Origin of the sequence: Streptomyces sp. NPDC002790, from assembly GCF_040295505.1 — a bacterium.
Classification (GTDB): domain Bacteria; phylum Actinomycetota; class Actinomycetes; order Streptomycetales; family Streptomycetaceae; genus Streptomyces.
Window position 1 is genome coordinate 185,211 of the sequence record NZ_JBEOVM010000002.1, and the last position, 18,170, is coordinate 203,380.

General features: G+C 70.4%; 13 protein-coding genes. 4 read left to right on the top strand and 9 right to left on the bottom strand.

Going from position 1 to position 18,170, the window contains the following annotated elements; genetic code table 11:
- The first annotated feature begins 9 nt into the window (after nucleotides 1-9).
- Nucleotides 10-1,653: an amidohydrolase gene (locus tag ABT004_RS02280; protein WP_351330911.1), complete on the top strand. Its 1,644-nt coding sequence runs from the start codon at nucleotides 10-12 to the stop codon at nucleotides 1,651-1,653.
- Nucleotides 1,654-1,734: 81 nt separating this feature from the next.
- Here ABT004_RS02280 and ABT004_RS02285 read toward each other — a convergent pair whose 3' ends face one another.
- The 4 genes from ABT004_RS02285 to ABT004_RS02300 all read right to left on the bottom strand — a co-directional run bounded on the left by ABT004_RS02285 (nucleotide 1,735) and on the right by ABT004_RS02300 (nucleotide 4,403).
- Nucleotides 1,735-1,911: a hypothetical protein gene (locus ABT004_RS02285; RefSeq protein ID WP_326014670.1), complete on the bottom strand. Its 177-nt coding sequence runs from the start codon at nucleotides 1,909-1,911 to the stop codon at nucleotides 1,735-1,737.
- Between the two features lie 469 nt (nucleotides 1,912-2,380).
- Complete coding sequence (locus ABT004_RS02290) at nucleotides 2,381-3,223, bottom strand: cytochrome c biogenesis CcdA family protein (protein ID WP_351330912.1); 843 nt, start codon at nucleotides 3,221-3,223, stop codon at nucleotides 2,381-2,383.
- Nucleotides 3,220-3,978: a DsbA family protein gene (locus ABT004_RS02295; RefSeq protein ID WP_351330913.1), complete on the bottom strand. Its 759-nt coding sequence runs from the start codon at nucleotides 3,976-3,978 to the stop codon at nucleotides 3,220-3,222. Before ABT004_RS02295 ends, ABT004_RS02290 begins: the two co-directional genes overlap by 4 nt.
- 59 nt (nucleotides 3,979-4,037) lie before the next feature.
- Complete coding sequence (locus tag ABT004_RS02300; protein WP_351330914.1) at nucleotides 4,038-4,403, bottom strand: hypothetical protein; 366 nt, start codon at nucleotides 4,401-4,403, stop codon at nucleotides 4,038-4,040.
- A gap of 129 nt (nucleotides 4,404-4,532) precedes the next feature.
- Here ABT004_RS02300 and ABT004_RS02305 point away from each other — a divergent pair, with 129 nt between their 5' ends.
- Both ABT004_RS02305 and ABT004_RS02310 read left to right on the top strand, forming a co-directional pair.
- Complete coding sequence (locus ABT004_RS02305) at nucleotides 4,533-5,096, top strand: HD domain-containing protein (protein ID WP_351330915.1); 564 nt, start codon at nucleotides 4,533-4,535, stop codon at nucleotides 5,094-5,096.
- A gap of 80 nt (nucleotides 5,097-5,176) precedes the next feature.
- Nucleotides 5,177-6,025: an SDR family oxidoreductase gene (locus ABT004_RS02310; RefSeq protein ID WP_451187152.1), complete on the top strand. Its 849-nt coding sequence runs from the start codon at nucleotides 5,177-5,179 to the stop codon at nucleotides 6,023-6,025.
- Here ABT004_RS02310 and ABT004_RS02315 read toward each other — a convergent pair.
- From ABT004_RS02315 to ABT004_RS02335, 5 genes are all read right to left on the bottom strand, one after another.
- Nucleotides 6,004-7,530: an SDR family NAD(P)-dependent oxidoreductase gene (locus tag ABT004_RS02315; RefSeq protein ID WP_351330916.1), complete on the bottom strand. Its 1,527-nt coding sequence runs from the start codon at nucleotides 7,528-7,530 to the stop codon at nucleotides 6,004-6,006. The genes ABT004_RS02310 and ABT004_RS02315 overlap by 22 nt on opposite strands.
- 197 nt (nucleotides 7,531-7,727) lie before the next feature.
- Complete coding sequence (locus ABT004_RS02320) at nucleotides 7,728-9,092, bottom strand: wax ester/triacylglycerol synthase family O-acyltransferase (protein ID WP_351330969.1); 1,365 nt, start codon at nucleotides 9,090-9,092, stop codon at nucleotides 7,728-7,730.
- A 177-nt stretch (nucleotides 9,093-9,269) separates the two neighbouring features.
- Complete coding sequence (locus tag ABT004_RS02325) at nucleotides 9,270-11,615, bottom strand: GH92 family glycosyl hydrolase (protein ID WP_351330917.1); 2,346 nt, start codon at nucleotides 11,613-11,615, stop codon at nucleotides 9,270-9,272.
- Between the two features lie 77 nt (nucleotides 11,616-11,692).
- A complete protein-coding gene (locus ABT004_RS02330) occupies nucleotides 11,693-14,104 on the bottom strand; it encodes a beta-L-arabinofuranosidase domain-containing protein (protein WP_351330918.1) in 2,412 nt (803 codons plus the stop codon).
- A 76-nt stretch (nucleotides 14,105-14,180) separates the two neighbouring features.
- Nucleotides 14,181-16,799 carry a PA14 domain-containing protein gene (locus ABT004_RS02335; protein WP_351330919.1) on the bottom strand — a complete coding sequence of 873 codons (2,619 nt, stop codon included), beginning with the start codon at nucleotides 16,797-16,799 and terminating at the stop codon, nucleotides 14,181-14,183.
- 247 nt (nucleotides 16,800-17,046) lie between these two features.
- Between ABT004_RS02335 and ABT004_RS02340 the strand changes: the two genes are divergently transcribed.
- Nucleotides 17,047-18,060: a LacI family DNA-binding transcriptional regulator gene (locus tag ABT004_RS02340; RefSeq protein ID WP_351330920.1), complete on the top strand. Its 1,014-nt coding sequence runs from the start codon at nucleotides 17,047-17,049 to the stop codon at nucleotides 18,058-18,060.
- The last annotated feature ends 110 nt before the right edge of the window (nucleotides 18,061-18,170 follow it).

Here is an 18,170-nt window from a genome sequence, read left to right on the forward strand (position 1 = left end):
GTTGAGACCATGCCCGCACCCGCCGACCTCGTCTTCACCGGCGGCCCCGTCCACACCGGCTCCCCCGCCCGCTCGCGCGCCACCACGGTCGCGGTGCGGGGCGAGCGGATCGTCGCCGTCGGCCACGACGAGGTGCGTGAACTGATCGGCCCGCGTACCGAAGTGGTCGACCTGGCCGGGAAGTTGCTGATCCCCGGCTTCCAGGACGCGCACGCGCACCCCGTCGGGGCGGGCATGGAGATGGGGCAGTGCGACCTGAGCGGTTCGACGACGCTGGCCGAGTACCGGGAGCGGATCGCCGCGTACGCGAGCGCGCATCCGGACGTCGAGTGGATCACCGGGGGCGGCTGGGCGATGGAGGCGTTCCCGGGTGGTCTGCCGACGGCGGCCGAGCTGGACGCCCTGGTGTCGGACCGGCCGGTGTACCTGGTCAACCGCGACCACCACGGCGCCTGGGTCAACTCCCGCGCCCTGCGGGCCGCCGGGCTCGACGCCCGCACCCCGGACCCTTCGGACGGCCGCATCGAACGCGACAGGGACGGCGCGCCGACGGGCATGCTCCAGGAGGGCGCCGCGAACCTCGTCGGACGGCTGCTCCCCACGGTCACCCGCGAGGAGAAGATCGCGGGGCTGCTCCGCGCCCAGGAACACCTGCACTCCCTCGGCGTCACGGCCTGGCAGGACGCCATCCTCGGCGACCACGCCAACCTCACCGACCCCACGGAGGCGTATCTCGCGTGCGCCGACGACGGGCGGCTCACCGCACGTGTCGTGGGCGCGCTGTGGTGGGACCGGGCGCGCGGCACCGAGCAGATCCCGGAACTGCTCGCCCGGCGCGAGGCCGGCACCCGTGGCCGGCTCCGCTCGACGACCGTGAAGATCATGCAGGACGGGGTCGCGGAGAACGGCACGGCGGCGCTGCTCGGCCCGTATCTCGACGGCTGCGGCTGCCGCTCGGACAACAGCGGCATCAGCTTCGTACCGCCCGAGGCGCTGAAGAAGTACGTGACCGAACTGGACGCCCACGGTTTCCAGGTGCACTTCCACGCGCTCGGCGACCGGGCCGTCCGCGAGGCACTCGATGCCGTGGAAGCGGCACGGGGGGCCAATGGTTGGACGGATACGCGTCCACACCTCGCGCATCTTCAGGTGGTGCACCCCGATGACATCGGCCGGTTCCGGGAGCTGGGCGCGACGGCGAACATGCAGGCGCTGTGGGCCGCGCACGAGCCGCAGATGGACGACCTGACGATCCCGTTCCTCGGGGCGGAGCGCTCGGCCCGGCAGTACCCGTTCGCGGCGCTGCTGCGGGCCGGGGCGACGCTTGCGGCGGGCAGCGACTGGCCGGTGAGCAGCCCGGATCCGCTTCAGGGGATCCATGTGGCGGTGAACCGGGTACTGGCCGACGCGCCCGCGGGCACGCCGGTGTTCCTGCCGGAGCAGCGCATCGGTCTGGGCGACGCGCTCGCGGCGTATACCTCCGGTAGCGCGTATGTGAACCATCTGGACGCGGAGACGGGGGTCGTCACGGCGGGCCACCTCGCGGACCTCGCAATCCTGGACCGGGACCCGTTCGCAGGGCCGGTCGAGGAAATCGCCGCGACTCGAGTCGAGCAGACTTATGTGGGTGGCCAACGGGTGTTCGCAGGCTGAGTCTCCACAATCAAGCCCCGCCGGCGATTGAGGCGTGGGGCCCGGGCAGAGCCCCGCGGCCCCAGCCCCGGCCCAGCGAAACTAATCCACGCTCGGCAGAATGTGCGGCTCCGCCAAATCGTCCTCGTACCCCGCGAGGCGAATCGGCGCCGACCTCGCCCACACGTCGAGACTTCCGAGCTTCTCCGGCCTACGACGGCCGGCCCGCTCGGTTCGGTCCTTCGGGCTCTGTTCGCGATTCGTCTTCTCTGGTGTCACCGCGCACTCCTTGTGTGTCGGGTAACCCGCTTCGGCAGTCCGGCCCAGCGTCGCGCGGGGTCCGGCGCCCGATCGGGCTTGTGTAGAAGGCCAGTTCGGGCGCGGTGGCGCCGGTTGTCGCTGGTGGGGTCGGCCGTGGTTCTCGGTCTCTCCCTGTACGGCCACCATGGGTCAAGGTGTCGGACCCACTTGCGGTAACCGTGCGGCTACAGCCTAACCATATGAGCGGGAGCCCGCTCACTGGGGCTGGAATCGCTGCGTCTTTCGGAGGTCGCCCGGCGTTCATTCAGCCACGGGTGGTCGGCCCCGCGCGACAGGTTTTCGCTCGTACGGGGGCACTTCAGGACAACACGGCGTGTCACCGTGCGGTGTTGACGCGGCCCCGGGCGTCGCCCGGGGCCTGCGGGGCGCGTGGGGCGGGGCGGTCGCCGCCGGAGATTGGCGTCAACTCGCCCACTGCCACCGGGCGCTATTCGCTCTCGACGGGTACGTTCTCCGCTCGCCCGCGCAGGGCCCGTACGAGGAAGAACGCGCCGACCAGCACGACGACCGCGACGAGCACGAGCAGGTCCGGGACCCGGTCGCCGATGCCGCGCGCCCACTGCTCGGCGGCGAACGAGTTGTCGACGTCGAGGAGTCCGGGCAGCGCCGTCGTCCCGTCGAAGACGAGGAACAGCGTTCCGAGCGCCAGGAAGAACAGGCCGGAGGCCAGCGACGTCGAGTGCGTCTCGAAACGGCCGATACGGACCGGGCGCCCGCGCAGCCACCGCTTCCCGCCCAGTTCGAACCGGTCCCACAACAGGGCAAGCAGGAACAGCGGCACGGCCATGCCCAGGGCGTACACCGCGAGCAGCGCCCCGCCGTACACCGGGTGCCCGCCGAGCGCGGCGACCGTGAGGACGCTGCCGAGGATCGGTCCCGCGCAGAAACCGGCGAGGCCGTAGACCGCGCCGAGCGCGTACACGGACACGGCCTTGGTGGGGCGGATGCGGCCGGAGAGTTCCGACATGCGGCGGGAGGCGAAGCCGCGGCCCGCGATCTGGAGCACCCCGAGCGCGATGATCAGCCAGCCGCCGACGGAGACGAGCAGGTCACGGTTGCCGTAGAAGAAGCGGCCCGCGTACGAGCCGGCGGCGCCGAGCGGGACGAGTGTGGTGGCGAGCCCCAGGTAGAAGACGCCGGTGCGGGCGACGAGCCGGGTCGGGCTGTCGATGGAGTACGCGAAGAAAGCCGGCAGCAACAGGGCGCTGCACGGGCTGAGCAGAGCCAGCAGGCCGCCGAGGAACGCCGCGAAGTAGCCGATGTCGATCACTTGCCGCCGCCGGACTTCGCGGACTGCGCCTTCGCCGCGTCGATGACCTGCTCGAACGCGGCCTCGGGCTGCGCGCCCGCGAGGGGCTGCCCGTTGATGAGGAAGGACGGCGTGGAGGTGGCACCGAGTGCATAGGCCTCGTCACTGTCCTGCTTCACCGCTGCCTCCGCCGCCTTGCCGGCGTGGTCGGTGCGGAACCGGTCGAGGTCCTTTACCCCGGCCTCGCGGGCGAGCGCGTCGAGGCGGTCCGCGCCGAAGCCCTTGTCCTTGGCGCCGTCGGCGTAGGCCGCCTTGTGGAACTGCCAGAAGCGGCCCTGCTGTCCGGCCGCCCACGCGGCGCGCGCGGCGGACTGCGAGTCGGCGCCGAAGATGGGGAAGTTGCGCCACTCGATGCGCAGCGTGCCGTCGTCGACGTACTTCTTCACCAGGTCGGGTTCGGTGTCGCGGGCGAACTTCCCGCAGTAGCCGCACTTGAAGTCGGCGTACTCGATGAGGACCACGGGCGCGTCGGCGCGGCCCTGTGCGAGGGGGTCCTTGGCGTCGCGCCGTGCGAGCTTCGCCAGTTTGTCGGTGAGCTCGCCGTTGGCCTCGGTGGTGTCCGCCTGCTGATCGGACGCATCGGCCGCGTCCGTACGGGCCTCGGGCCTGGTCGCGGTGTACGAGACGGTGCCGAGGAGGATCGCGGCCACGGCGACGGCCGCGGCGATCGCGGCGGCGCGGCGCTGCTTGGTGCGGGTGGAGGTGTTCTTGGGCATGACGAAGTCGTCCTTGCGTGCGTGAGGAGTGCGTGATGACGGGTGGGGCTGGGCGTCATCTACACGCGCAGGACGGACAGTTCGACCGGTGAGGGCGGATCGTTGGGCGGCGGCGGGCCACGGCCCACCGGGGGCGGCGGCACGATGCCGGTGAGCGGCGCGGTGGCGCCGTGCCCGTGTGCGTACGCGAGCGGGGCGAGGAGTTCGTGGGCGCTCGCGCCGCGCGTGGGCACGCCCTGGCGGCTGTCGGGGGCGTGCTGTCCCTGCGGGTCGCAGTCGGGGGTGCCGGGCGACGACAGGTGGTGCACGGATGCGAGGGCCGGGGCCGGCTCGACGGGCGCGCCGCGGAAGTCGCTGCCCCATGCCGCGCCCACCACGGTGACCAGGAGGGTCACCAGGAGAGCGGGAACGGTGAGGCGGCGCATGCGGCAATTCTGCACCATGGGAGAAAGGGGACAGCGTTCACGTCCTGTTGACCGGTGGGTCGACTCGGCCTCGGTTCACCATGGTCTGCTTCCGGGCAGGCTGCGGAAGAGCTTCGGGAGGAGTCGTCCATGGAACACGTCGAACTGCGCACCGTCGAGGAGTTGATGGCCTCGTTGAACGCCTGCCGGGGCGCCTGGGACACCCCGGACCGCAGCGGCGACCCCGTCGATCTGCACGATCACGCACTGCAGACGGCGGCGCTGCTGCGCCGCTCCCGGCCCAGCGACAAGGAGTTGCAGGTCGCGGGGCTCGTCCACGACATCGGGCATCTGCTGTGCCCAGGGGACGACGCGGGGCACGCGGACCGGGCGGCGGACGCGGTGCGCGGGCTGCTCGGCGAGCGGGTGGCGCGGCTCGTACGGCTGCATGTGCCGGCGAAGCGGTATCTGGCGACGACCGAGCCGGGACGCGGCCTGTCCGCGCAGAGCGCGCTGACGCTGGGCGTTCAGGGTGGCCCGATGACACCTCGGGAGGTCGCGGCGTTCGAGGCGGACCCGCACGCGGAGGACGCGGTGACGGTGCGGCATGCGGACGACGCGGGCAAGGTGGTGGGCCTGGACGCCGGGGACCTGGAGGACTGGCGCCCGGTGCTCGAACTCGTGGCGGCCACCCACGCCTCGTACGTGCGCTAGCCCCACCTCCACAAACGACCCACGAATCATGCACTGCTGACGCATCGTCACACACTGGTCGCTCATGAGACCGTACGCCCATGGCAGCGTCCTCGATGACCTCCACGGATCAACCGCGTGTGCTCGACGGCAGGGCGGCCGTCGTGACTGGCGCCTCGCGAGGCATCGGTCGCGCGATCGCGGAGGAACTCGCCGACTGCGGGGCCCTGTTGTGCGTGACGGCCCGGGATCCGCACGGGGTGCGGGAGGTGGTCGCGGCGCTGCGGGCGCGCGGCGCGCGAGCGGTGGGTGTGCCCGGGTCCGTGGCCGATCCGGCGCATCTGTGGGAGGTGACGGAGCGGGCGATGGCTGAGTTCGGCCGGGTCGACATCGTCGTGAACAATGCCGCGACCAACCAGCCGTACGGCCCGCTCATGGACGCCGACCCGGAGATCTGGCGCGCGGCCTTCACGATGAACGTGGAGGCGCCGCTGCGTCTGGTGCAGTGCGCGTGGCGGGCGTGGATGAGCGAGCACGGCGGCGCCGTCGTGAATGTGTGCACGGAGGGCGCGGGCCATGTCGGCCCGAACGTCGGCGCGTACGGCACGAGCAAGGCGGCGCTGCTGCACCTGACCGCTCAACTGGCGGGCGAGATGGGCCCGTTGGTGCGCGTCAACTCCGTCTCCCCCGGCCTCGTCCGCACCGAGATGGCCCGCTTCGTGTGGGAGCGGGCCGAGGAGTCGGTGGCGGCGGGGCTCCCGGCCGGGCGGATCGGGGAGCCGGAGGACGTGGCGCGCGCGGTGCGCTGGCTGGTGTCGGACGAGGCGTCCTGGATCACCGGCGCGGAGCTGCTCGTGGACGGCGGTACGCGGGTGCGCGCCGCCTCAGCGGGCGGCGCGTCGAACGACGCCGTCCACCAGCAGCTGCGTCACCACTTGCCGGGCTCGTAGTCCTTGAGGAAGACGCCGTACACGTCGTCGCCCGCCTCGCCGCGCACGACGGGGTCGTAGACGCGGGCCGCGCCGTCGACCAGGTCGAGGGGGGCGTGGAAGCCCTCCTCGGCGAGGCGCAGCTTGTCGTAGTGCGGGCGCTCGTCGGTGATCCAGCCGGTGTCGACGGAGGTCATGAGGATGCCGTCTGCCTGGAACATCTCGTGGGCGCTGGTGCGCGTCACCATGTTCATGGCCGCCTTGGCGGCGTTGGTGTTCGGGTGGCCCGCGCCCTTGTAGCCGCGGCCGAAGACGCCCTCCATCGCCGAGACGTTCACGACGTAGGCGCGGCCGCTCTCCGCCTTCTTCGCGGCGTCGGACATGGCCGGGCGCAGCGCGCTGATCAGGATGAACGGCGACGTGTAGTTGCACAGCTGGGTCTCGAGCAGCTCGACCGGCGAGATCTGGTCGATGGTCTGCACCCACGTGTTGGACTCGACGACGTCGGGGACGAGGCCGCCCGCGTCGATCGCGGAGCCGTCGAGGTGCCGTGCGACGCTCGCGTTGCCCGCGACGAGCGCGAGGTCGGCGACCTTCTGGGCGTCGATGCCGCTGGTGCCGATGGGCAGCGCGGCGATGCCGTCGACTGATCCCGAGTTGAAGGCGCCGATGACGTGGTGCGGCGGCAGCTCGCCCGCGGGCAGCGGCGCGCCCTCGCCGTCGACGAGGGCGGCGTAGGCGGAGGGCAGGCGGCGCACCGTCTGCGTCGCGTTGTTGATGAGGATGTCGAGCGGGCCCGCGGCGGCGACCTGCTCGGCCAGGGCGACGGCCTGGCCCGGGTCGCGCAGGTCGAGGCCGACGACCTCCAGGCGGTGGATCCAGTCCGCCGAGTCCTCCATCGCCTTGAAGCGGCGGATGGCGTCCTTGGGGAACCTGGTGGTGATCGTGGTGTGCGCGCCGTCGCGCAGCAGCCGCAGCGCGATGTACATGCCGATCTTGGCGCGGCCACCGGTGAGCAGGACGCGCTTGCCGCTGAGGTCGGCGCGGGCGTCGCGCTTGGTCCGGTTCAGGCGGGCGCAGTCCGGACAGAGCTGGTGGTAGAAGTAGTCGACTTCCACGTACCGGGTCTTGCAGGTGTAGCAGGAGCGGGGGCGCTGGAGTATCCCCGCGACCCTGCCCTCCTCGGTCTGCGAGGACGGCAGGATGCCCTCGGTCTCGTCGTCGATCCGCTGCGCCGAGCCGGTCGCCGTAGCCTCGGTGACCGCCTTGTCGTGGGCGGTCTTGGCGGCGCGGCGGTCCTGGCGGCGGCGCTGCTTCACGGTCCGGTAGATGCCGGCGGTGGCGCGGCGGACGGTGATCGCGTCGGGGTGGTCGACGTCGATCTCGTCGAGCTCCTTCAGCACGCTGAGGCAGACGGCGAGCCGCTCGGGGTCGATGCCGGGGCCGTACGCGACGACGTCGCCGCTCTCGGCGGACGCCGTGGCCTCGGCGGGCTCGGCGGCCTGGTTGTCCTCTGTCACGGTCATCGCCGCTGCTGTTCCTCGCGTCGCTCGTGCCGCGAGGAATCCTTGAGTGCCGCGCGGCTGCCAAAAGGCGGCACCTTACAGGTCACTCGGTTGATCCCGCCAGATCCGGAGGATACTGGCGGGATCGGGGTCGACCAAATGACGGGCGTCACTGCGCCCTGGTCATGGGTCTCATACACGTGTCTCAGACAGGCGTCTCAGACACCCGCCTCGCAGACCGCGGCGAGCTGGGCCACCTCGTCCCGCACCGCCCGAGCCAACACATCCAGATCCGGCACGGCCGCCGCGTCCGCGACGAGGCCGTAGTGGACCCGCCCGCGGTACGTCGACACGGCGACCGCGAGGGACTGGCCCTGGGCCAGGGGCGCCAGCGGGAAGACCTCGGTGAGCGGGCAGCCGCCGAGTTTCAGGCCGAGGCTGGGCAGCGGGACGCTCGTGACCAGCAGGTCGAAGAGGAGGCGGGCGTTCTGGCCGACCAGCCCACCGCCGAGCCGGAGGCCGAGCGGCGGCACGTGGTCGGCGAGGAGGGCCACCGCACCGGCGCCGCGCGAGGGCCCCGCATCCTTGTGGCGGTCCATGGAGCCACGCACGGAGCGCAGCCGTTCCACGGGGTCCGGCTCGGAGACGGGCAGCCGGACCAGGTAGCCGGACAGCCGGTTGCCCTGCGGGTGGGCCGTGCGGGGCCTGCGCCGGGAGACCGGGACGAGGGCGCGGGGCTCGACGCCGTCGCTGCCGTCGCCGCGCTCGTCGAGCCAGCGCCGCACGGCTCCGGCGACCACGGCGATCAGCACGTCGTTGACCGTGCCGCCGACCGTCTTGCGGATGCGGTGCACATCGTCGAGGTCGAGCACGACACCGGCGGTGCGCCGGGTGCCGCTGGCCTTCGAGGTGAGCGCGGGTGACGTGCGTACGCCCCAGGTGGCGCGGGCGACGGAGGCGCCGATGGACGCAGCCTGCGTGGCGCTGCCCACCAGCGTGCGCACATGGTCGGGGTAGCGGCGCGGGTCGAGGTCGCCGAGCGTGATCTCGCGCAGGCCGGGGACCGGCAGGCGCAGGCCGCGGCGTGCGGCGGGCGCTTCCTTCGGGGTGCGCCGGGCGGGCAGGTCGATGGGGTCCATGACGCCTGCGGCGAGGGTCAGGGCGCGCAGCCCGTCCGCGAGAGCGTGGTGGAACTTGAAGAGGACGGCGAACGACGCGCCGTCGGCGGCCGACAGCACGTGCGCCTCCCACGGCGGGCGGCCGCGGTCCAGCGGGCGTTCCATGAGCGCGCCCGCGGCGGCGTGGAAGTCGTCGACGGCCCCGGCCATCCACACGTGGTCGAGCGGGTCGAAGTCGGCCGCGGGCACGCGGGCCGCGCCGCCGACCGGCACGAGCACGCCGGCGATCCGCATCCGCAGGCCCGGCACGCCCGCGGCGCGGGTGGCGAGCAGCTCGAAGGCGTGCCGGGCGGCGCCGGGGTCGTCGGCCTCGAAGACGCCCAACGCCCCCAGGTGCATGGGGTGTTCGGCGGTCTCGATGTTCCAGAAGGTCAGGTCGAGTGGAGCGAGCAAGTCCGAACTCAGAGAGGTCATGGAGGGCTCTCGCGTCGACGACGGTGAGAGCGCAGTCAATCGCCAGCAGTCGATTACGGTCAAGTACGATCATGACACTCTGCGTTAACAACTGATGAAGACCCGCCCCTCTGGGAGAGGCGGGTCTCATGTGACACAGAAGGCGACTCAAGTGGCCTGTCGGTTACGTCACTTGAGGGCCGGCGGCGCCGCGTCGGGACCGGTCCCCCACGCCGACGGCTCGCCGCCGACGGTGAAGGACAGGTTCCGCAGGCCCCGCAGATCCTTCGTGGTCAGATACGTCTTGTCGTACGCGGCGCCGTCCGTCCGCGCCGACTGGATGTACCGGTTGTCGTCCGAGGTGCCGGGCGCCCGGACGGTCAGCCCGCCCTTCGGGTAGTAGCGCCGGTCGAGCGTGACGTCGACCCGCTCGAAGACGGGCGTCGACAGGCTCCACGTGTCCGTTCCGGGCTGCACCGGGAAGATCCCGATCGACGACAGGACGTTCCAGGCGGACATCGTGCCCAGGTCGTCGTTGCCGGTCATGCCGGTCGGGGTGTCGGTGAACAGGGTCAGCGCGGCGTGCACCACATCGGTGGTCTTCCACGGCTGGCCGGTGGAGAGATACGTGTACGGCGCGATCAGGTCGGGCTCGTTCTGCGGGTTGTACTTGTCGGCGTTGTAGTAGTCGTACGGGCCGTTGACCCACACCTCGCGCGCCGTCTTCGCCGGGTCCTTCACCAACTGCTCGTAGGCGAAGAACGAGTCGAGCCGCTTGTTCGCGGCTTCCTTTCCGCCGATCAGGTCGACCATGCCCGGCAGGTCCTGCGGCACGAGCCACTGGTACTGCCAGGACGTGCCCTCGTGGAAGCCCTCGCTCTTGGCCGGATCGGCCGGGCCAGTGAAGGCGCCGGACGCGTCGCGCGCGCGGAAGAATCCGGTCGAACCGTCGAAGATCTTCCGGTAGTTCTGCGCGCGCTCGGCATAGCGGGCGGCGTCCTCGTCGTGCCCCAGCTCCTTCGCCATCTGGCCGAGCATGGCGTCGGACAGGGCGTACTCCAGGGTGGCCGATGCCCCGTGGTCGTAATCGGAGTCGCCGGGCTTCACGTGCTCGCGGTCCTTGATGTACGGCGCGAACCCGTCGGCCAGGTACTCCTTGTTGGCCTCGCGGCCCACGGGGGCGGAGTCGGCCGGCGGCACGCCGTCGGCGTTCTTCTTCAGCGCCCGGTAGGCGTCCTCCTCGTGCCCCTTGAGCAGGCCCTGCTGGTAGGCGTTGGTGAGGAACGGGGTGACCGGGTCACCGGTCATGATGTTCGTCTCGACCGTGCCGTAGCCCCACTTGGGCAGCCAGCCACTGTCCTTGTCGATACGGATCACCGACAGCGCCATGTCTCGCGACTCGCGCGGGGCGAGCAGCGACAGCAGCTGCGCCTGGGTGCGGTACGTGTCCCAGAGCGACCAGTTCTGGTAGTACGTGAACCCGTCGGCACGGTGGATCTTCTGGTCCCAGCCGGTGTAGCGGCCGTCGACGTCGCTGCCGATGTTCGGCGCGAGGAACGAGCGGTACAGCGAGGAGTAGAAGGTACGGCGCAGTGTCTCGCTGCCGCCCTGTGCCCTGACGTCGTCGAGCCGGCCCTCCCACGCGGACTGTGCCGCGCCGCGCACGGAGTCGAAGGAACGGCCGCCCTCCTTACGGAGGTTGAGCGCCGCGCCGTGCGCGTCTACGTAGGAGATCGCGGTGGTCGCCTCGACGGTGCGGTCCTTGCTGGTGTCGAAGCGGAGATACGCGCCGTTGCGCTCGGCGTCCGCGGCCGAGGACGTGGAGCCCTCGGTGACGGTGTCGTCCTTCCAGGTGCCGCTCGTCTTGAACGGCCGGTCGAACCTGGTGATCGTGTGGAGCGTGTACTGCTTGGTGTCCTGGCAGAAGCCGCTGCCGGTGATGGAGGTGCGTACGGTCCGGCTGTCGAGGATGTCGACCTTGGTGTGCACGGTCTTGTGCAGCGACTGGCCGGCGTTGATCATCACGTTGGCCTTGTCGGTGGCCGGGAACGTGTACTTCTGTACGCCGGTCCGCTTCGTGGCGCTCAACTCGGCGTCCACGCCGGACTTCAGGCCCACCTTGTAGTAGCCCGGCGACGCCTTCTCGTCGTCGTGGCTGAACTCGGCCGCGTACTTCGCGTAGTCCGTGCTCCCGATGTCGCCCACGGTCGGCAGCACCGGCAGGTCGCCGCCCAAGCCGCAGCCCACGCCGGACAGATGGACGGCGGAGAACCCTCGGATGTGGTCGTCCGAGTGGTCGTAGCCGGTGTTGTGCCCGGTGTCGGGCGAGAACTGCACCATCCCGAAGGGCACGGCGGCGCCGGGATAGGTGTTCCCCTCGTTCTCGGTGCCGATGAACGGGTTGACCAGATCGGTCAGGCGCTCGTGTGGTTTCGCGGCCTGCGCCGCTGGCGCCGCGAGACCGGTACCGAGCAGCACGGCGGCCGCGAGCACGCCCAGCGCGCGTGATCCGGGCCTGCGGGTGCGTCTTATCATCGTGGGCCTTCTCATCCTGCGCCTCTCGACAACGTTGTCAGCATGCGCGGTCATTCTTCGTCCGCCCCGACGGCCCGTCAAGGCTTCACGCGCCACAGGTGATCCTCCGTCCCGTTGTCGGCGAACTGGACGACCTGCGCGCTGTCTTCGGTGGACATGCCGTCGACGCCGAGCACCTTTCCGCTGTGCTTGTTGCGCAGCAGGAACCAGCCGTCGCCCTTGTCCTCGCACGTCCACAGCAGGTCGGGGCGCCCGGAGTCCTCGTACTGCACGGCGAGAGCACTGTCGTCCGTCGAACTCCCCTTGACGGCAAGGAACTTACCGCTCTGACCGTTGCGCAGACGCAGCGTCCCGTCGCCCGCCGGCAGCAGCTGCCACGCGTGGTCGCCGGTGCCCGCGTCGCGGAACTGCACGACACGTGCGTCGTTGTCCGTGGACATTCCGTCGACGGCGAGGACCTTGCCGCTGTGCTTGTTGAGGATGCGGTGGTACGCCGGTTCGGGTGTCCAGGCCCGGCCCTGCGGCGTCGCCGTCGGGAACGTGGTGATCCGTAGCCGGGCGGCGCCCATGGGCACCAGCGTCACATCCTCCACGGCGGCCCTGCTGCGTGCCGGACTCGACTGGAGCGGTGCGACGACGTGCTCGTCGTCGGCCACCCACTCGGGGATGCGACGGGCCTTCACGGTGAGCGTGAGGGGCGTACCCTCCAAGGTGAACGGGTTGGCGGCGAGGGGCCCGGACTTTCGGTGCACCACTGCCGCGCCGCCCGGCACCAGACCGTAGTTCCAGGCTGTCGTAGCGTGCACGTCGTACTCGGGGAACGTGTCGCTGCCGCCCGTGCGCACATACCGTTCGCCGATCCTGAGCGAATAGGTCAGCGGCCCGTGGTCGACGCTCACGCTGTCGTGATTGCCCTCCCAGGTGCGCAGACCGGTCCGCTGCGGCAGCCGCAGGCGCACCACGTCGCCGTCGTGCCACGTGCGGCGGATCTCGGCGAACGAGGGGCCTCCGCCGACCTTGACGGGGCGGCCGTTCACGGTCAGGCGCGGCGACGCACACCAGCCGGGCACGCGCAGCCGCAGCGGGAATTCCGCGGCCCGCTCGACGCCGACGGTCAGGGTGACGGTCTCGTCGAACGGGTAGTTCGTCTCCTCCCGCACGTGCACCGCGACGTCGCCCACCTTCGTGCGCACCTCGCAGTCGGCGTACATGGCGGCGACGAGCCCGCCGTCGGCGCCCGCGAGCCACAACTCCTCGGTGAAGTAGGGCCAGCCCATGCCGTAGTTGTGCGGGCAGCAGCGGTACTGGTCCACGCCCGGCCGGTACGACTGAAGGGCGAAGCTGTTCTGGAACTGCCCCTGCGATTTGGGGCTGTTGTCGAGGTCGACGCTGTTGGCGCTGGTGACGTAGTGGATGCCCTTGCCGCTCGGGTCGAGAGCGGCGGGCAGCATGTTGAACGCGAGGTCCTCGCAGCGGTCCGCCCACACCGGGTCACCGGTGATACGTGTGAGCAGCTCGTGGCTGGCCATGAACTCGACGATGCCGCAGGTCTCGAAGCCCTGGCGCGGGTCGCCGAATCCGGGCCGGTAGTTCTCGTCGCCGGCCATGCCGCCGCCCGGGAACTGCCCGTAGGTGTCGAGGACTTGGTCGTAGGTGCGGTACGTGGCGCGGGTCAGGGCGTGGGCCCCGGAGTCTGTCCACTGGGCGTACTGGGCGGGTTCGCGGAAGCCCTGGGCGATGTTCACGTTGTGCGGGGTGGGGAGCTTCCCGGTCCAATCGGCACCGTAGCGGTGCATCTTCTCGACGAGGCCGACGAGGAACGCGTCACCCGTGCGCTCGTAGAGCCAGCGGGCGGTGTCGATGCCGTCGCCCCAGCGAACGGAGACCCAGCTGGAGTCGAAGGCTCCCTTGCCCTGCGCCGCCATGTACGTCATGAAGCGGGTGAGGAAGGGCACGATGCGCTCGTCGTGCGTGTACTCCTGCCAGGTGCGCAGCGCCATGAGGAGCGGCAGGTACGGCCAGAAGTCGGGGCCGTCGTTGAGTGCGGTGCGCAGGGCGCGCGGTCCGAAGAACCCGTCGGACTCCTGGGTGGCGAGGATGGCGTCGAGCCAGCGCTCGCTGGTGGCGAGGGCGTCGGCGTCCTGCGTCGTGATGGCCAGCGGGACGAACCCTCTCAGCCAGTAGGGGACTTCCTCCCAGGCGTCTCGTTCCGGGTGGACCCAGCCGCAGGTGTCCATGTCGAGGAAATGGGACTTCTCCTCGTAGCGGCCGAACAACCCGTCGAGTTGCAGGCGGAGTTGGCCCGCCAGCCAGCCGTGGGCGGTGACGCTGCCGACGGGCAGCCTGGTGAAGGCGTCGCCGGCCACGGCCGTCCTCCCTGCCGCCGTCGCGGCGCTTGCTGTGCCTGTGACGCCCGCCGTGCCGCCGATCAGCGTGGCGGCGGTGACCACGGTGCCGGTCCGCAGCACACCTCGTCGTGTGACTGTCATCGATGTCCTCCGGGGACGTGGGGGAACGCGAAGGGGGCGGGCCCGGTGTTCGGGCCCGCCCCCGCGAGCGGTCGGATCAGGAGCAGTTCGCCACGGTGTCCTGCGAGGCGTCGCGGATCAGCGCCTGCTGGGCGTCGTGTACGCGCTTCACGTCCGGCTTGACGACCCTGCGGTCGTACGTCAGCAGGCCGTTGAGCTCACCCTCGACGTCGGAGATCTGCGTGTAGACGGCGCCGTTGCCGCCCTTGCAGGCGAGCTTGTACACCTCGTCGAGCTTCTCCAGGTAGCCGTCCGTGTACGTCGTCGGGTCGACATCGACGTAGGACTGCTGCACCGCCCAGGCGTGGCCCGGCACCGCGAGGCCGAGGCCGCCGTACTCGCCCGCGACCAGGGCCCGCTTGCCGTCGGGGTTCGGTGGCAGGGCGGGGCTGGGGTAGCCGTGTTCGTCGAGGATGTCGCCCGTGCCGCCGTCCTTGCCCAGGTTGATCCCGGACATGGAGTTGATCAGGCGGGTGGGGTCCCAGGACTTGGCCTGGTCGGCGAGGCGTGCCTCGTCGTACTGACCCCAGCCCTCGTTGAGGGTGACCCACATGACGACCGACGGGTGGTTGGAGTGCTGGTCGATCATGATCTTCATCTCGCGCTCGAACTCGGTGCGCGCGGACTGGCTCGGGTTCACGCCTGCCGTCATGGCGGGCATGTCCTGCCAGACCATGAGGCCCAGCTTGTCGGCCCAGTAGAACCAGCGGTCGGGTTCGACCTTGATGTGCTTGCGGACCGAGTTGAAGCCCATCTGCTTGTGCATCTTCAGGTCGTACGCGAGCGCCTCGTCACTGGGCGCGGTGTGCAGTCCGTCCGGCCAGAAGCCCTGGTCGAGGGTGGCCATCATGAACGTGGGCTTGCCGTTGAGCATGGTGCGCGGGGTGCCGTTCACCTTCTCGACGGAGATCGAGCGCATACCGAAGTAGCTGCCGACCCTGTCGGCGCCGACGCTCACCTTGAGGTCGTAGAGGAACGGGTCGTCCGGCGACCACAGGTGCGGCTTGGCGATCTTCAGGGTGAGCGGTCCGCCGGAGGTGCCGGTGGCGGTGGCGACCTTCTTGCCGTCCGCGTACGCGGACGCCGTGACGGGGACACCGTCCCGAACTCCCGTGGCGGAGACGGCCACTTCGCCCGTCTTCACATTCGGCGTGACCTTCAGGTCGGTGGCGTGGTCGGTGGCGACCGGCTCCATCCACACGGTCTGCCAGATGCCGGAGGAGGGGGTGTACCAGATGCCGCTGGGGTCGAGGCGCTGCTTGCCCATGGGCGGGTTCTCGCCCTTTTCGGCGTCGGTGGGGTCGTAGACGCCGACGATCAGTTCCTGGGTGCGGCCCGGCTTGAGGGCGTCGGTGACGTCGGCGCTGAACTTGTCGTAGCCGCCCTTGTGATCGGCGACCTTCTTGCCGTTGACGTAGATCTCGGACTTCCAGTCCACGGCACCGAAGTTGAGGTTGAGGCGCTGTCCCTTGCCGACCTTCCAGTCGGCGGGCACGGTGAAGGTGCGCCGGTACCACATGCGGTCCTCGTGGCGCTCGACGCCCGAGAGCTGGGACTCGACCGGATAGGGTACGAGGATCTTCTCGTCGAGCTTCTTGCCGACCGGCGGCTTGTCCCCCTCCTTGGCGGCGGCGAACTGCCACCTGCCGTTGAGGTTCCGCCACTTGTCGCGGGTGAGCTGGGGACGCGGGTACTCGCGGTGGGCGTTGGCCGGGGTGACGTCGTCGCCCCACTTGGTGGTCAGCTCGTGCGTCGAGTGGTTCGGCCCGCTGGACCAGAACCTGCCGATGGCCGTTCCGTCACTGCCGGCCAGTCCGCCCTGGCCGTCGTAGGTGAGGTCGGCCTCTCCCGAGGCGTCACCCTTCTTGTTTCCGACGACCGGCTGTTCCAGGCCCACGAGCAGCGCCCGCGGGTCCTTCGGGTCCGCCTTGACGCTGCTCAGCGGCCACTTGGCGCCTCCGATGACGGCGGACATGTGCTCGTTGACGCCGCCGGGCAGCGCTCCGAGCTTCTGCGCGAAGTCAAGCTTCAGGGTGCGGCCGTCGCCGAGCACGGTGGTGCCGATGGCTCCGTCGTACTTCCAGTCGGCAGGCAGCCGGAACGCGGACGACGGGATCGCTTCCTTCGTCCCACCCCGCTCGGTCCAGCGCAAGTGGAGGTTGGAGCCGCCCTCGTGCTCGAAGTACTCGACCTTGATGTCGACGGCGTCGTCGGCGGTCAACTCGACGGGCTGGGAGGTCTGTTCCTTCTCCCAGTCGTCGGTCCAGTGGTCGATCACCAGCTTGTCGTCGACCCACAGGCGGAAGCCGTTGTCCCCGACCATGGAAAACGTTGTCATGCCGGACTTCTCCGGGACGACCTTGCCGGTCCAGCGCACGCTGGCGTTGTCCGCCTGGCCGGTCGCGGTCTGCAGTCGGGATTCCAGGCTATTGAAGTCGATCTTCGGGTCGAACCCGGTGGCCTTCAACGAGTCGAAGTCGAAGGCCCCTTCGGCGGACTGCGTGTAGTACTCGCCCTTGAGACCGTGCGGAACGGCCGGGTCGTCTTCGGCCGAGGCCGCTCCTGAGGGGGCGACCGTGAGCGCGGTGAGTCCGAGTGCCGTGGTCAGGAGCAGTGCCAGATGTCGCCCGTGACGTCTGAGGTGGGTGGTGCGCACGGATCCTCCTATGCAGGAACTGCAGGAACGCTTCGAGGAAGGGTGGCGGCTCGCCGCTCCAGTCGGTACAACGAGTCTGTACAACGTTGGAAGGAACGACAGTTGGCATGACAGCACGCGCACAGCATGCTGTCCAGAGCATGGACACGAACACTGCCAGGATCCGGATCGGGTTGGCCGATCACGGCTGCTTACGGGCCAACGTCCGCCCCCGGCCCATCAATCCACGCCGACCCAGGGAGTTTTCGTGCGGGTGAGCCTCAAGGATGTCGCGGAGCACGCCAGCGTCTCGATCAAGACCGTGTCGAACGTCGTGAACAACTACCAGCATGTGACCCCGGCGATGCGCTCCCGCGTCCAGGAGGCCATCGACGAGCTGGGCTACCGGCCGAACCTCACCGCCCGCAATCTGCGCAAGGGCCGCACCGGCATCATCGCGCTCGCCGTGCCCGAGCTCGGCAACCCGTACTTCGCGGAACTGGCCGGCGCCGTCATCGACGCGGCGGCGGAGCGGGACGTGACGGTGCTGCTCGACCACACCCGGGGCGAGCGCGAACAGGAGGTTCTGGTCAGCCAGGGTTTCCGGGCCCGGGTGATCGACGGCCTGATCCTCAGCCCTCTTGAGCTGGAGGCGGAGGACTTGGCGGGGCGCGAGGACGACGTGCCGCTGGTGCTGCTCGGCGAGCGCGAGTACGACCTGCCGTACAACCACATCGCGATCGACAACGTCGCCGCGGCCCGCACCGCCGTGCGCCATCTGATCGGCCGGGGCCGCACGAGGATCGCCTACCTGGGCGCCCGCACGGATTCCGCGAACCGTCCGGCGCATCTCCGACTCGCGGGCTGGCGCGACGAGTTGACGGACGCGGGGCTGCCGGCACCGGACACCCTGGTGGGGCCGACCGGCGGCTGGGACCGGGGCGACGGGGCCGAGGCCATGGCGCGCCTGCTGGACTCCGGGGTGCGCCCCGACGCCGTGTTCGCGTACAACGACCTGGTGGCGATCGGCGCGATGCGCGTGCTGCACGAGCGGGGGCTCAGGGTGCCGTGGGACGTGGCGGTGGTCGGGTTCGACGACATCATGGAGGGGCGCTTCGGGGCCGTCACACTCACCACCGTCTCCCCGGACAAGCGGGCCATCGCCCGGCTCGCGGTGACGTCGCTGCTGCGCCACCTCGAGCATCCGGAGGGGCCCGTGGGACGCGAACTCACGGCGGAATTCCGGCTGGTGGAGCGGGAGAGCACGCTGGGACGACGGTGAACCGTGCCACGGTCACGTGGCGGCCAAGTCTCTGCGCAAAGCCTTTACAGCGCCCTTCCAACGATGTAAAAACCTGGCCTGTACCACCGATCCGACTGGTCGAACACATT

What these genes read in the sequence shown, in the direction of transcription:
- ABT004_RS02280 (WP_351330911.1), top strand. Translation starts at nt 10, where the DNA reads ATGCCCGCACCCGCCGACCTCGTCTTCACCGGCGGCCCCGTCCACACC.
- ABT004_RS02295 (WP_351330913.1), bottom strand. Translation starts at nt 3,978, where the DNA reads ATGCCCAAGAACACCTCCACCCGCACCAAGCAGCGCCGCGCCGCCGCG.
- ABT004_RS02300 (WP_351330914.1), bottom strand. Translation starts at nt 4,403, where the DNA reads ATGCGCCGCCTCACCGTTCCCGCTCTCCTGGTGACCCTCCTGGTCACC.
- ABT004_RS02305 (WP_351330915.1), top strand. Translation starts at nt 4,533, where the DNA reads ATGGAACACGTCGAACTGCGCACCGTCGAGGAGTTGATGGCCTCGTTG.
- ABT004_RS02310 (WP_451187152.1), top strand. Translation starts at nt 5,177, where the DNA reads ATGGCAGCGTCCTCGATGACCTCCACGGATCAACCGCGTGTGCTCGAC.
- ABT004_RS02315 (WP_351330916.1), bottom strand. Translation starts at nt 7,530, where the DNA reads ATGACCGTGACAGAGGACAACCAGGCCGCCGAGCCCGCCGAGGCCACG.
- ABT004_RS02325 (WP_351330917.1), bottom strand. Translation starts at nt 11,615, where the DNA reads ATGATAAGACGCACCCGCAGGCCCGGATCACGCGCGCTGGGCGTGCTC.
- ABT004_RS02330 (WP_351330918.1), bottom strand. Translation starts at nt 14,104, where the DNA reads ATGACAGTCACACGACGAGGTGTGCTGCGGACCGGCACCGTGGTCACC.